12 protein-coding genes and 1 pseudogene are annotated in these 13386 nt (G+C 67.8%); 7 read left to right on the forward strand and 6 right to left on the reverse strand.

Annotated elements, in window-relative coordinates:
• Window positions 1–22: 22 nt before the first annotated feature.
• The 3 genes and pseudogenes from ACP693_RS15960 (at window position 23) to ACP693_RS15970 (ending at window position 2700) form a co-directional block, all read left to right on the forward strand.
• Window positions 23–1342 (forward strand): acetyl-CoA hydrolase/transferase family protein, encoded by a 1320-nt coding sequence (locus ACP693_RS15960; protein WP_426020664.1) that lies wholly within the window; start codon window positions 23–25, stop codon window positions 1340–1342.
• Between the two features lie 442 nt (window positions 1343–1784).
• Window positions 1785–2192 (forward strand): annotated as a pseudogene (locus tag ACP693_RS15965) (PQQ-dependent sugar dehydrogenase); the annotation flags it as partial.
• Window positions 2188–2700 (forward strand): hypothetical protein, encoded by a 513-nt coding sequence (locus ACP693_RS15970; RefSeq protein ID WP_426020665.1) that lies wholly within the window; start codon window positions 2188–2190, stop codon window positions 2698–2700. The pseudogene ACP693_RS15965 and the gene ACP693_RS15970, both read left to right, overlap by 5 nt.
• On the opposite strand, the gene ACP693_RS15975 is transcribed toward ACP693_RS15970, so the two are convergent.
• On the reverse strand, window positions 2697–3935 hold the full coding sequence (locus ACP693_RS15975; RefSeq protein ID WP_426020666.1) for an argininosuccinate synthase: 1239 nt from the start codon (window positions 3933–3935) through the stop codon (window positions 2697–2699). The genes ACP693_RS15970 and ACP693_RS15975 overlap by 4 nt on opposite strands.
• A 194-nt stretch (window positions 3936–4129) precedes the next feature.
• Between ACP693_RS15975 and ACP693_RS15980 the strand changes: the two genes are divergently transcribed.
• Window positions 4130–6982 carry a M16 family metallopeptidase gene (locus ACP693_RS15980; RefSeq protein ID WP_426020668.1) on the forward strand — a complete coding sequence of 951 codons (2853 nt, stop codon included), beginning with the start codon at window positions 4130–4132 and terminating at the stop codon, window positions 6980–6982.
• A 111-nt stretch (window positions 6983–7093) separates the two neighbouring features.
• Here the strand turns inward: ACP693_RS15980 and yihA are convergent, their stop codons facing one another.
• From yihA to rpmH, 4 genes are read right to left on the reverse strand one after another with little or no spacing between them, the layout of a single operon-like run.
• The gene (gene yihA / locus ACP693_RS15985) at window positions 7094–7747 is read right to left on the reverse strand and encodes a ribosome biogenesis GTP-binding protein YihA/YsxC (protein ID WP_425981529.1); all 654 of its coding nucleotides are present in this window, start codon (window positions 7745–7747) and stop codon (window positions 7094–7096) included.
• Window positions 7744–9540, reverse strand: coding sequence for a membrane protein insertase YidC (gene yidC / locus ACP693_RS15990; RefSeq protein ID WP_426020670.1), 1797 nt, complete (start codon window positions 9538–9540; stop codon window positions 7744–7746). Before yidC ends, yihA begins: the two co-directional genes overlap by 4 nt.
• Entirely contained in the window at window positions 9537–9953 is a 417-nt protein-coding gene (gene rnpA / locus ACP693_RS15995) for a ribonuclease P protein component (RefSeq protein WP_159847677.1), read from the reverse strand. Before rnpA ends, yidC begins: the two co-directional genes overlap by 4 nt.
• A gap of 31 nt (window positions 9954–9984) precedes the next feature.
• Entirely contained in the window at window positions 9985–10119 is a 135-nt protein-coding gene (gene rpmH / locus ACP693_RS16000) for a 50S ribosomal protein L34 (protein WP_003164000.1), read from the reverse strand.
• A gap of 126 nt (window positions 10120–10245) precedes the next feature.
• Here rpmH and ACP693_RS16005 point away from each other — a divergent pair, with 126 nt between their 5' ends.
• Window positions 10246–10995 carry a TVP38/TMEM64 family protein gene (locus ACP693_RS16005; protein ID WP_426020671.1) on the forward strand — a complete coding sequence of 250 codons (750 nt, stop codon included), beginning with the start codon at window positions 10246–10248 and terminating at the stop codon, window positions 10993–10995.
• Entirely contained in the window at window positions 10992–12464 is a 1473-nt protein-coding gene (locus tag ACP693_RS16010; RefSeq protein WP_426020672.1) for a sensor histidine kinase, read from the forward strand. The genes ACP693_RS16005 and ACP693_RS16010 overlap by 4 nt, the downstream gene beginning before the upstream one ends.
• Window positions 12465–12470: 6 nt before the next feature.
• Here the strand turns inward: ACP693_RS16010 and ACP693_RS16015 are convergent, their stop codons facing one another.
• Window positions 12471–12734 (reverse strand): hypothetical protein, encoded by a 264-nt coding sequence (locus tag ACP693_RS16015; protein ID WP_135194411.1) that lies wholly within the window; start codon window positions 12732–12734, stop codon window positions 12471–12473.
• Window positions 12735–12887: 153 nt separating this feature from the next.
• Here ACP693_RS16015 and ACP693_RS16020 point away from each other — a divergent pair, with 153 nt between their 5' ends.
• A complete protein-coding gene (locus ACP693_RS16020) occupies window positions 12888–13385 on the forward strand; it encodes a hypothetical protein (protein ID WP_426020673.1) in 498 nt (165 codons plus the stop codon).
• Window position 13386: the final 1 nt, after the last annotated feature.

Here is a 13386-nt window from a genome sequence, read left to right on the forward strand (position 1 = left end):
TGAACGCCGCGAGAGATGAGCCATGGACCACGCCGCCCTATACGCCGAACGCCTGAAGACCCCCGATCAGGCCGCCGCCCTGATCCGCTCGGGCGCCAAGGTCGCCATGGGCCTGGGCGTGTCCCAGCCGCCGGCCTTGCTAAAGGCCCTGGCCGAGCGGGCGGAGCGAGGCGAGGTCGAGGACGTGAACCTCTACTATCTGCTCTCAACCGCCATCGCGGGCGACACGGTGCTGCGCTACGAACTGATGGACCGGATCCGGCCATGGAGCCTGTTCCACAGCGCCATCGAGCGGCGGCTGGAACAGCGGGCGCACGAGGAGGGCCGGCCCAATCCCGTCCAGTTCATCCCCACCGGCTTCCAGCAGTCGCCGCGCCTGCTGTGCGACGAGGTCGGGGTCGATACGCTGGTCTGCACCGTGTCGCCGATGGATGAGGACGGCTTCTTCTCGTTCGGGACCAACACCGACTATTCCAAGCCGGTGTCGCAGACGGCGAAGACCGTGATCGTCGAGGTCAATCCGCACATGCCGCGCGTGTTCGGCGACTGCACCGTCCATGTGTCGAAGGTCGCCGGCATCGTCGAACATTCCGCCCCCCTGCTGGTCGTGCCGCGCGCCGAGCCTCAACCGGCGGACCTGGCCATCGGGCGGATCATCGCCGATCTGGTCGAAGACGGCGCGACGCTGCAGATGGGGATCGGCGCCCTGCCCAACGCCGTCTGCGACGCCCTGAAGGACCACCGCGACCTGGGCGTCCATACCGAGATGCTGACGCCCGGCCTGGTCGAGCTGATGCAGGCCGGGGTCGCCAACCATGCCCGCAAGACCCTGCATCCCGGCGTGGGCGTCTTCGCCTTCTCGATGGGCGACCTCAACACCTATGAATTCCTGGACGGCAATCGCGGCATGGAGGCCCATCCGGTCTCCTATGTGAACGACCCCGCCGTGATCGCGCGCAATGCGAGGATGATCTCGGTCAACGCCACGCTTCAGATCGACCTGACCGGCGCCTGCTGTTCGGAGTTCCTGAACGGGCGACAGTTCACGGCCGCCGGGGGCCAGCTGGACTTCGTGCGCGGGGCCTATGGGTCGCAGGGCGGCAAGTCGATCATCGCCTGTCATTCTACGGCGGCCAAGGGGACGGCGTCGCGCATCGTGGGGCGGCTGGACGGGCCGGTCACCACGCCGCGCAACGACACCCATATCGTCGCCACCGAACACGGCTGGACCAATCTGAAGGGCAAGTCGTCCAGCGAGCGCGCCCGCGCCCTGATCGCCCTGGCCGCGCCCGAGTTTCGCGACGGGCTGACGACAGCTGCGCGTGAGCAGGGCCTGATCTGACGCCCGGCGGCTTGATCTTCGGCTTGATCTTCGGTCGCCGGTCGGGACTTCTACCGCCATGAGGATCGCCCGCCTGCTGGCCCTGCTCGCCCTTCTCGTCGCCGCGCCCGTCAGCGCCGGCGCGGCGCAGGGCGCCTATGCGACACAGGGGGACTGCGGCGACCGGCCGTTGACCGGGGTGCGGATGGCGCCCGGCTATTGCCTGGGGCTGGTGTGGCAGGGGTCGGGCGCGGACGGGCCTCGAATGCCGCGCGGCCTGTTGGCGCTGCCCGGCGGCGACTGGTTGGCGACGGACCTGGGCAACTGGTATCCGGGCAATGGCGCAATCTGGCGGCTGTCGTTCGGCCCGGACGGCGCGCCGCGCTGGCGACGGCTGGCCCAGGGGCTCAACATGCCGCACACGGCGGCGCGCGGGCCGGACGGGCGCCTCTATGTGTCGGAGATGAACCGGATCCTGACCCTGGATCCCGACGCGGCCGATCCGGCGGCGACGGTGCGGACGGTGATCGGCGACCTGCCGGACAACCGGCTGCACGCCAATCGCCATCCTCTGTCCAGTTTCGTCTTCGACGGGAACGGCGACCTGCTGGTCAATGTCGGCGCCCCCAGCGACCGCTGCGTGGATGGACGGGGCCGCGCGCGCGCCAATGCGTCCGGCGCCTGCATCGACAGCGCCGCGACGGCCCAGGTGCGGCGCCACGCCTATCTGGGCAAAGGCCGGTGGGCGCAGGACAGCATGGTCTTCGCCTCGGGCCTGCGCAACTCCATCGCCTTGGTGCGGCACCCGTCGGGGACCATTCTGCAGGGCGAGAACTCGGTCGACCTGACCACGCCCGACCATCCCTATGACGAAATCAATGTGCTGCGTCAGGGCGGACATTACGGCTGGCCCTATTGCGTACCTGGCGACGCCCCTGCCCGGCTGGAGCGCGGCCCAGGCGCGGTGCGGCCAGCGCGAGCGGCCCGCCGCCCTGCTGCCGCCGCACGCCGCGCCGCTGGACCTGATCTATTACGAGGGGGCGATGTTCCCCGAACTGCGCGGCCGGCTGCTGATGAGCTGGCACGGCTATCGTCGTGCGGGCGGCCGGATCGTGGCGGCCGAAACGGACGCCCAGGGCCGCCCCCTGACCGACATCGGCGGACGCTACGCCATCTATCCGCGCGGATCGCGGACCTATCCGGCAGGCGCGCCCAGCATACGCGGCAAGGTGCTGACGCCGGGCTGGGACACTTTCGCAGGCCAGCAGCCCCGCGGCGCACCGGTGGTCATAGCCGTCGCCGCCGACGGATCGATCTGGGTCACGGACGACCGGAACCGGGCGATCCTCAGGATCGCCCGGTCCGACGTCGCAAACTAGGCCTTGCGCACGTCGCGCTTGGCCAGGACGCGCAGGCGCAGCGCATTCAGCTTGATGAAGCCCTCGGCGTCGTGGTGGTCATAGGCCTGAACGCCTTCCTCGAAGGTGACCAGGTCCTGGTCGTACAGGCTGTTGGGGCTTTCGCGGCCGATGATCGAGACATTGCCCTTGTAGAGCTTGACCTTGACCGTGCCGGAGACCTTTTTCTGGCTGAGGTCGATGGCGGCCTGCAGCATCTCGCGCTCGGGCGAGAACCAGAAACCGTTGTAGATCAGCTCGGCGTATTTCGGCATCAGCTGATCCTTCAGGTGCATGGCGCCGCCGTCCAGGGTGATGCTCTCGATTCCGCGGTGGGCCGCGATCAGGATGGTGCCGCCGGGGGTCTCATAGACGCCGCGCGACTTCATGCCGACGAAACGGTTCTCGACCAGGTCCAGACGGCCGATGCCGTTGTCATGGCCGTATTGGTTCAGGGCGGTCAGGATGGTGGCGGGCGACATGGCCTCGCCGTTGATCGAGACGGCGTCGCCCTGCTCGAAACCGATTTCGATGACGGTCGCCACGTCCGGCGCGTCCTCGGGCGAGATGGTGCGCTGGTGGACGAACTCGGGGGCCTCGACCGCCGGGTCTTCCAGCACCTTGCCCTCGGAAGAGGAGTGCAGAAGGTTGGCGTCGACGCTGAACGGCGCCTCGCCGCGCTTGTCCTTGGATATCGGGATCTGGTTCTTCTCGGCGAAGTCCAGCAGGGCCTCGCGACTGCGGAACTCCCACTCGCGCCAGGGGGCGATGACGCGGATGTCGGGTTCCAGCGCATAGTAGCCCAGCTCGAAGCGGACCTGGTCGTTGCCCTTGCCCGTCGCGCCGTGACAGACGGCGTCGGCGCCGACCTGACGGGCGATCTCGATCTGGCGCTTGGAGATCAGCGGCCGCGCGATGGAGGTGCCCAGCAGATAGTCGCCCTCATATTGCGCATTGGCGCGGAACATCGGGAAGACGAAGTCGCGCACGAACTCCTCGCGCAGGTCGTCGATGAAGATGTTCTCGGGCTTGATGCCTAGCTTCAGCGCCTTCTCGCGTGCGGGGCCCAGCTCCTCGCCCTGGCCCAGGTCGGCGGTGAAGGTCACGACCTCGGCGTTATATTCGGTCTGAAGCCACTTCAGGATGATCGAGGTGTCGAGGCCCCCGGAATAGGCGAGGACGACTTTCTTCACGGGCTTGTCGGCGGGGGCGGACATGGCGGCTCTTTCGGTAAACTCAGCAGCAGGGATCGGGGAGTTGACGCGCGCATAAGACCGGGGGTCCGGCGATGCAACCTTTTCCGGGAAGCAGGCTCGCCAACATGAACCTTTGGTCATGTTTCATTCCGTCGCGTTGCCACACGGCAGACCAGCGTTATGGTCCGTACCAACTGCAATCCTGAGGATCTCGCATGCGCCGCACCGGCTCTCTCGTCGCCGCCGCCGCCCTTCTGGCGGTTTCAACCCCTGTCTGGGCCTCTGTCGCGCCCGCCCCGGCCGCTCAGGCGGCTGCGCCCGCCGTCCAGGCCGCGCCGGTCGCCGATCTGGTCGCCAAAGTCGACATTCCCTACACCAAGTTCACCCTGGACAACGGCCTGACCGTCCTGGTCCACGAGGACCACAAGGCCCCGGTCGTCGCCGTGTCCGTCTGGTACAATGTCGGCTCCAAGGACGAGCCGGCCGGCAAGACCGGCTTTGCGCACCTGTTCGAACACCTGATGTTCGGCGGCTCGGAAAACGCACCGGGCAGCTACTTCACCCCGATGCGCAACATGGGCGCGACGGACATGAACGGGACGACCTGGTTCGACCGCACCAACTATTTCGAGACTGTCCCGACCCCGGCGCTGGAACAGGCCCTGTTCATGGAAAGCGACCGCATGGGCTACATGCTGGGCGCCATCAGCCAGGAGACGCTCGATCTGCAGCGCGGCGTGGTCCAGAACGAAAAGCGCCAGGGCGACAACCAGCCCTATGGCCTGAACCAGTACAAACAGCTGGAGGCCCTGTTCCCCGAAGGTCACCCCTATCGCCACTCCACCATCGGCTCGATGGCCGATCTGGATGCGGCGTCGATGCAGACGGTGCGCGACTGGTTCACCTCCAACTACGGCCCCAACAACGCCGTGCTGGTCCTGGCCGGCGACATCACGCCCGCCAAGGCGCGCGAACTGACCGAGAAATATTTCGGCCCCATCGCCAAGGGTCCGGTCAACACCCCCGCCCAGGCGCCGATCCCGACCCTGCCGGCGCCGGTCAACGAAACGACGCACGACCGCGTCTCCAACGCCCAGGTCGAGATCAGCTGGGTCGTGCCCGGCATGCTGGACGCGGATTCGGTGCCGCTCAGCGTCGGCGCCTCGGTGCTCGGCGGCCTGGCCAGCTCGCGCCTGGACAATGAGTTGGTGCGCGGCGACCAGAGCGCCGTCTCGGTCAGCGCCTCGAACGGCGCCTATCACCGCGTCGGCATCTTCGAGATTTCCGCGACCGTGAAGCCCGGTGAAGACCCGGCCGCCGTCGAGGCTCGCACGCGCGAAATCCTGAACCGTCTGATCGCCAACGGCCCGACGCAGGACGAGATCAACCGGGTCGTGACCCAATACGCCTCGCGTCGCATCCAGGGCCTGGAACAGGTCGGCGGCTTCGGCGGCAAGGCCACGGCGCTTGCGGAAGGCCAGCTCTATGCCGGCGATCCCGAGTTCTACAAGAAGCAGCTGGCCGCCTATGCGGCGGTGACGCCGGCCCAGGTCCAGGCGGCGATGCAGAAGTGGTTGACCCGCCCGGCCTATACGCTGACGACGCTGGTGGGCGAGCGTGAAGCGTATGCCGAGGCGGCCGAGGCTCCGTCGGGCGCCAACCATACGCCGGCGCCGGAAATCCAGCGCGTCGCCCGCATGGCCAAACCCGAGATCGGCCAGGTCGCCAACGTCGACTTCCCGGCCGTCGAACGCGCCCGCCTGTCGAACGGCATGGAGGTGATCTACGCCCAGCGCGACGCCGTGCCGGCGACCAAGATCGCCATCGACTTCGACGCCGGTCTCGCCGCCGACGACCGGGCGAAACTGGGCCTTCAGACCCTGATGCTGGACCTGATGGACGAGGGCACCCGCACCCTGAACGCCACGCAACTGGCCGAGGCCCAGGAAGCGCTGGGCGCCAGCATCACCACCGGCGCGACCATGGATCGCTCGGTCGTGCAGCTGTCCGCCGTCACCCCGAACCTGAAGCCGTCGGTTGACCTGCTGGCGGACGTGGTGCGCAACCCCGCCTTCGCCTCGGCGGAGCTGGAGCGCCTGCGCGCCACCCGCCTGTCGCGCATCGCCGCCGAACGCACCCAGCCGGCCGCCCTGGCCAGCCGCGCCCTGCCGGAGCTGATGTATGGCGCGGACAGCCCCTATGGCCGTCCGTTCAGCGGCAACGGCGACGAGACCAGCGTCAAGGCCATCACCGAGGCCGACATCCGCACCGACTACGCCCGCTGGATTCGTCCGGACAACGGCAAGATCTTCGTCGTGTCGGACCGTCCCCTGTCCGAGATCACGCCGATCCTGGACGCCGCCTTCGGTCAGTGGGTCCCGCCCGCATCGGCCAAGGCGGTCAAGGACTTCTCGGCCCCGATCCCGGCCGCGACGCCCAAGATCGTGCTGATCGACCGTCCGCAGTCGCCCCAGTCCTACATCATGGGCGGTGAAGTGCTGGCGGCATCGGGCACGGACGATCTGCTGATGCTGAACGCGGCGAACAATGTGCTGGGCAACGACTTCCTGTCGCGCATCAACTCCGACCTGCGCGAGACCAAGAGCTGGTCCTACGGCGTCAACGCCTCGGTCGCCGGCTTCGCCGGACGCGTGCCCTATCTAGTTACCGCCCCGGTCCAGGCCGACAAGACCGGCCCCGCCATCGAAGCCCTGAACCTTCAGTTCAACGACTTCCTGAAGGGCGGAAAGGGCGTCACGCCGGCCGAGCTGGAGCGGACCATCAACGGCAACACCCGCCGTCTGGCCGGCAGCTACGAGACCTCGGCGGCCGTTCTGGGCGCATTGCGCAGCAATGACCTGCTGGGTCGCCCGGACGACTATCCGGAAACCATCGCCGCCCGCACCAACGCCCTGACGGCGGCGCAACTGGACGAGGCGGCCAAGGCCGCCATCGACCCGTCCAGGTTCGTCTGGGTCGTCGTCGGCGACGCCTCGGTGGTCAAGCCGCAGCTGGACGCCCTGGGCATCCCCGTCGAGGTCCGCTCGGCGGCCGGCGCCGCCCAGTAGGACGACGACAGTCCAAAACGACGAAGGCCCGGAGAGCGATCTCCGGGCCTTTTTCGTGCTCGCTGCCTAACCTCGTCATCCTCGGGCCCGACCCGATGATGACGGGGGCGTTCAGTCGGTCGTCGCGCCGGTCGTGCGCATGATCTCGGCGCGCAGCTCGGGCAGGCCCAGGCCCTTTTCCGACGAGGTCAGCAACACCACAGGGAAGGCGGCGGGACGTTTGGAGATGGCTTTCAGCGTGGCTTCCTGCACGACCTCGCCCTCGCCCTTCTTCAGCTTGTCGGCCTTGGTCAGGACGATCTGATAGCTGACGGCGGCCAGGTCCAGGGCGTCCAGCGCCTCCTTGTCCACGCTCTTCAAACCGTGACGGCTGTCGATCAGCAGATAGACCCGCTTCAGCGTCACCCGGCCGCGCAGGTAGTCGCGGCCCAGATCCTGGAACTTCTTGACCGTGGTCTTGGACGCCTTGGCCCAGCCGTAGCCGGGCAGGTCGACCAGGCGCATCCGGCCGTCCAGGTCGAAGAAGTTGACCTCGCGCGTCCGGCCCGGCTCGTTGGAGGCGCGGGCCAGCTTGTGCATGCCGACCAGGCCGTTGATCAGGCTGGACTTGCCGACGTTGGAGCGGCCGGCGAAGGCGATCTCGGGCAGGTTCGGCTCGGGCAGTTGCTCGATCTTGGCCGCGCCCATGATGAAGGTGGCGGGCCGCGCGAACAGGACCCGCGCGGCCTCGATTTCCTCGGGCGTGAACTCAGTTTCGTCGATCACGCCGGTGACTTCTTGAACCGGGCGAAGAAGGTGTCGATCGGGTTCTCGGCCTTGTAGCGGTGCATGATCACGTACTGCTGCAGGATGGTCAGGACGTTGGACCAGGCCCAGTAGATCAGCAGGCCGGCCGCGAACGGCGCCATGATGAAGGTGAACAGCAGCGGCATGAACTGGAAGATCTGACGCTGGATCGGATCGGTCGCCGGCGGGTTCATCGCCGTCTGCAGCCACATGGTCAGGCCGTAGGCGATGGCCAGCAGGCCCAGGTGCAGCGGACCGGCCAGCAGGCCGCCGATCAGCGGCGCCATGGACGGATCCCACGGGATCAGGCCGAACAGGTTCCAGATCGACGACGGATCGCGCGCCGACAGGTCGTTGATGAAGCCCAGGAAGGGCTGGTGGCGCATTTCGATGGTGACCGTCAGCACCTTGTACAGGGCGTAGAAGACGGGGATCTGCAGCACCAGGGGAAGGCAACCCGCGACCGGATTGATCTTTTCCTTCTGGTACAGGGCCATCGTCTCCTGCTGCTGCTTCTGCGGGTCGTCTTTGAACTTCTTCTTGATCTCCTCCATCTTGGGCTGGAGGTTCCGCATCTTGGACATGCTGGCGTAGGCGTTGTTGGCCAGCGGGAACATCACCAGCTTAACGATGACGGTCAGGGCCAGAATGGCGACGCCGAAGCTGCCGACCAGGCCATAGACATTTTCCAGGATCCAGAAGATCGGGCGCGTCAGGAACCAGAACATGCCCCAGTCGATCGCATAGACGAAGCGCGGCAGGCCCAAGCTTTCCTCATAGGACTTCAACACCTCGGCGCGCTTGACCCCGGCGAACAGGCGCTGGGTCTCGGTCGCGGTCGCGCCCGGCTGGATGGTGCGGGTCGTGCCCAGGACATTGGCTTCCAGCTGCTGGCCGCCGTTGATGTCGCGAACGCGGAATTCGGTTTCGACCGCCTCGTTCTGCTGAGGCAGCAGGGCCGCCAGCCAGTATTTGTCGGTGATGCCCAGCCAGCCGCCGGTCGAGGCGTTCTCGATACGGGGCTCCTTCAGCCAGTCCTTGTACTTCTTCTGCTCGGTGCGATAGCCGCCCGGCTCGCCGAAGGTGCCGATCGCGCCCTCATGGACGATGTGCGACGAGCCGGCTGCGGGCGGGACGCCCTGGCGCTGGACGCTGCCGTAGGGGGCGATGGTGATGGCCTGCGTGCCCAGGTTCTGGACCGTGTCCTGGACCGAGAAGACATATCGATCATCGACCGACATCAGGCGGGTGAAGCGCAGGCCCTGGCCGTTGTCCCAGGTCAGGGTGATCGGCGTGGTCGGCGTCAAGGACGACCCGTTCGTCAGGCGCCAGACGGTGTTGGGTCCGGGCACGCCGCCGGCGACGTTGGGACCGGTCCAGCCGAACTGGGCGAAATAGGCGTTCTGCATCCCCTGCGGGCGGAACAGCTCGACCGGCTGCGGCTTGTCCTGAACCTCGCGATAGTCGGTCAGGAACAGGTCGTCGATGCGGCCGCCCTGAAGCGACAGCGACCCCTTCAGCGTGCCGGACTGGATCGGCACGCGGGCGGCGGTGCTCAGCGCCTGGCTGCGGTCGGTGACGAAGGTCGGGCCCTGCGGGCTCAGCGCCGTCTGGGCAGCATTCTCGGCGGTCTGCGACTGCTCGGCCTGGGCCTGCTGCTGCACCGCGCGACGCTCGGCCTGCGGACGCAGCACGGCGAAATAATAGATCCCCATGATCAGGGCCGAGCACACGATGAAGATGATCGTGTTGCGCGTGTTCTCGTTTTTCATGGATTCTGGCGGTCCTGGCCGGATGGGGCGCGGGCGGGCGAGGGCTTGGCTGCCCCCCGATCATGTCGCGGTGTCGCCAGCCTTGTAAGCGTCGATTTCACGTCGTCAAGCAGACGGTCCCACGCACGCTCGGTCGTGCCCATGCGGGCGATGAAGACATAGTCGCTGCCGGGCACGCCGTGCTGGGCCAGCATGGCCCGCGCAGCCTCGCGCAGACGGCGTTTGGCGCGGTTGCGAACCACCGCGCCGCCGACCTTTTTCGTGGCGGTGAATCCCAGACCGATGTGCGGCGAACCGTCGCCGCGCTCCAGCCGTTGGATCACCACGGCGCCGCGCGCCTCGGAAACGCCTTTGGCGGCCGCCAGAAACTGGGGCCGCCGCAACAGACGTTTGATCTGTAAAAGGTCGCTCATGCGTCCAAATATTCCGGACGCTGAAAGCCGCTTACGCCGTCAGGCGCTTGCGGCCCTTGGCGCGACGGCGCGCAACAATCTTCTGGCCGTTCTTGGTGGCCATCCGGCTGCGGAAGCCGTGACGGCGCTTGCGCACGAGTCGCGACGGCTGATAGGTCCGCTTCACGGTCGGCTCCTGACGTTAAAAGGTTGGGCGACGGGGCAAGAGGCGTCCGTCGCAGGAAGGGCGGGCGTATAAGTCGCATGTCCGCGTGAGTCAACGCTCGGACGGCATTTCGGGAACGATGAACGGATGGCGAAACGAACGGCGAAGGAATGGAGCCTGCGGCTGCTGCCGCTCGCGGCCATCGCCGGCCTGGTGGTCGCCTTCTTCGCCCTGGGCTGGAATCGCTATCTGTCGATGGACCTGATCCGCGAGCACGGGCTGAACCTGCAAGCCTATGCGCAAGAGCACTGGTGGATCGCGCTGGCCGCCTTCATCGCCGTCTATGCCCTGGCGACCGCATCGACCATCCCTGGGCCGGTCTTCCTGACCCTGCTGGGGGGAATGATGTTCGGCCCCTATGTCGGCGCCCTGGCCCAGGCGACGGGGGCCACCATCGGCTCTGTCGTCATCTATTATGTGTACCGCACCTCGATCGGGACCTGGCTGCGGGCCAAGTTCGAGGCCGACGCCGGGTTCATGGATCGGCTGGCCAAGGGCATCGACCGCAACGCCTTCACCACCCTGTTCACCCTGCGCGTGATCCCCAGCGTGCCCTTCGTCCTGGTCAACGCCACGGCGGGCATGATGGCGGTGCCGTTGCGCCCCTATGTGATCGCCACCTTCATCGGCCTGTTGCCCTCCACCTTCATCTACACCTGGATCGGCTCGCAACTGGGCGACCTGCTGCGCGCCGGCGTGCGGCCGGATCTGCCCATGCTGCTGCAACAGTTCTTCTGGCCGCTGATGGGTGTGGTCTTCCTGTCCCTGCTGCTGCCCATCGGCATCAAGCTGTTCCAGGTGGTCCGCGCGCGACGTAACGCAGGGGCGCCGGCATGAGCGCCCTGTTCGACCGGATCGCCACGCGGCTGAACCTGACGCCGGAACAGGCGACCCTGTGGCGCGAACGCCTGACCCCGCGCGCGCCGGACGGGCTGTCAGCGCGCCTCTTGCTGCTGACGGTCGCCTTCACCCTGGCGGTCGAGGCCCTGATCATGGGGCCGAACCTGGCGGCCTTCCACGAGCGCTGGCTGCGCGACCGGCTCCAGGCCGCCGAACTGGCCTCGGTGGGCGTCGAGGCCCTGCCCTACAGCGCGGTCGAGGACGACACGGCCGCAGAACTGATGCGGATCGGCGGGGTGCAGGCCGTGGCCCTGACAGAACAGGGGGTGCGCCGCCTGCTGCTCCAGGCCCCCAACCTGCCCCGCGCGCCCGAACTGATCGACCTGCGGCGGCAAGACAGCTGGGGGCGGCTGACGGACCCCTGGCGCACCCTGTTCGGCCATCCGGATCGCTCGCTGCGGGTCCAGGCCAAGCCGCGCTATCGCTCGGGCGACTTCATCGAGATCGTCACTCCGGCCCAGCCGCTCAAACTCGAACTGAAGGCCTTCCTGCTGAACAGCCTTCTGGTGTCGCTGTTGGTCTCCCTGACGGCGGGCGCCCTGCTCTATGGCGGCCTGGCGCTTCTGGTGCTGCGCCCCCTGCGCCGCGTCACCCGCTCCATGGAACGGTTCGCCGCCGATCCCGAGAGCGAGGCCGAGGTGCCGTCGGATCGGCACGACGAGATCGGCCGGGTCGAACGCGAGCTGAGCCGCATGCAGGAAGAGGTGCGCCATTCGCTGCGTTCGCGCGCCCGACTGGTGGCGCTGGGCGAGGCGGTGGCCAAGATCAATCACGACCTGCGCAACATGCTGACCTCGGCCCAGATGGCGTCCGAGCGGCTGGCGACCTCGGCCGACCCCCAGGTGGCCAAGGCCCTGCCCCGGCTTGAGCGTGCGCTGAGCCGCGCCGCCAACCTGTCGCGCAATGTGCTGGAATACGGCCGCAGCGAGGAGCCCGCCGCCCAGAAGACGCGGGTGGTCCTGACCAAGGCCCTGACCCTGGCGGCCGAGGATGCGGGGCTGGAGCCGGAGGGCGTGGCCCTGGTCAAGCAACTGCCGCCGCGCTTCGCCGTCGAGGCCGACCCGGACCAGCTGTATCGGATCCTGGTCAATCTGATGCGCAACGCCCGCCAGGCCATCGAGGCCGATCCCGGCCGTCCGCCGGAGCGGCGCGGCAAGGGTGCGATCACCGTCAGCGCTTTCGGCGAGGGCGGCTTCTGCGTCGTCCGCATCGCCGACGACGGGCCCGGCATTCCGCCGCGCCTGGCCGAGCGCCTGTTCGAACCCTTCGTCAGCTCCAAGAGCTCGGACGGCTCGGGCCTGGGCCTGACCATCTCGCGCGAACTGGCCGCCCTGAACGGCGGCGATCTGCGACTGATCGAGACGGACGGCGCCGGCGCGGTGTTCGAACTGCGCCTGCCCGACTGACAGGCCCTATTCCAGTCCGTCGTCCGAAACGACGAAGGGCCGGTTCTCGGCCTTGGCCTGGGCCGCCAGTTCATCCTGGACCAGGTGCCAGCGCCGCAGTCGTTCGTAGTCGATGGCGTGTTCAGGCGAGGCGTCCAGCCAGTGGCGGAAGTCCTCGATCTGAAGTCGGGCGTTGGGCGCGGCGGTATCGGGCAAGGCCGGGACATTCGGCAACTGGCGCGCGACATCGGCGGGAATGGGGAAGTCGCCGGACGAGGTGCTGAGGATCATCAAGTCTTCTCGGATGCGGAAACGGTCGGGGAGGTTGAGACCATGCCGTGAAGCTCGGCCGCGCGCCACCTTTTCATGACTGCGGCGTTTTGCATCGGAGCAGTTTATGGCCAAGCTCAGTCCGACCGCGGCCCGCATTCAGGAGACACGTCCATGATCGTTCGCACTTCCCTCTCCGTCCTGATGCTGGCGGCGGCGCTGGCGAGCCCGGTTCAGGCGCAGACGACCTCGCCTGCGGCGTCCGATCCCTATCGCGATCAGCGCGCCCTGCCCGATCCGGGTGACCCCGCCGCCCGTGACGCCCTGCTTCAGGCGCGCGGAGAGGCCTACCACCGCGCCAGCGACGATCAGCAGACCGAAGAGGAACTGCGCACCACCCGCGCCCTCAATGACGAGATCGCCGCCCAGAACGCCTTGGCGGACAAGGCCGACGAAGCCGCACGGCTGGACTACGACGCCGCCCTGGCCCGTCATCAGATCGAGGTGAGCCAGGGCGAGGAACAGGCCCGCGCCGCCGCCGAGACGGCCCGCGCGAGCCAGGCGCAGTACGACAGCGACTACGCCGCCTGGCAGGAGCAGGTGCGACTGTGCCGGTCGGGCTTCCGCGAGGCCTGCACCGCGCGGCCGGCCTGGGTCAGGCCGGCGCAATAGG

Origin of the sequence: Brevundimonas sp. TWP1-3 (assembly GCF_049896085.1) — a bacterium.
Taxonomy (GTDB): Bacteria; Pseudomonadota; Alphaproteobacteria; order Caulobacterales; family Caulobacteraceae; genus Brevundimonas.

Coding starts and splice junctions, on each gene's coding strand:
- ACP693_RS15960 (WP_426020664.1), top strand. CDS start 23: ATGGACCACGCCGCCCTATACGCCGAACGCCTGAAGACCCCCGATCAG.
- ACP693_RS15970 (WP_426020665.1), top strand. CDS start 2,188: ATGACGAAATCAATGTGCTGCGTCAGGGCGGACATTACGGCTGGCCCT.
- ACP693_RS15975 (WP_426020666.1), bottom strand. CDS start 3,935: ATGTCCGCCCCCGCCGACAAGCCCGTGAAGAAAGTCGTCCTCGCCTAT.
- ACP693_RS15980 (WP_426020668.1), top strand. CDS start 4,130: ATGCGCCGCACCGGCTCTCTCGTCGCCGCCGCCGCCCTTCTGGCGGTT.
- yidC (WP_426020670.1), bottom strand. CDS start 9,540: ATGAAAAACGAGAACACGCGCAACACGATCATCTTCATCGTGTGCTCG.
- rnpA (WP_159847677.1), bottom strand. CDS start 9,953: ATGAGCGACCTTTTACAGATCAAACGTCTGTTGCGGCGGCCCCAGTTT.
- ACP693_RS16005 (WP_426020671.1), top strand. CDS start 10,246: ATGGCGAAACGAACGGCGAAGGAATGGAGCCTGCGGCTGCTGCCGCTC.
- ACP693_RS16010 (WP_426020672.1), top strand. CDS start 10,992: ATGAGCGCCCTGTTCGACCGGATCGCCACGCGGCTGAACCTGACGCCG.
- ACP693_RS16015 (WP_135194411.1), bottom strand. CDS start 12,734: ATGATCCTCAGCACCTCGTCCGGCGACTTCCCCATTCCCGCCGATGTC.
- ACP693_RS16020 (WP_426020673.1), top strand. CDS start 12,888: ATGATCGTTCGCACTTCCCTCTCCGTCCTGATGCTGGCGGCGGCGCTG.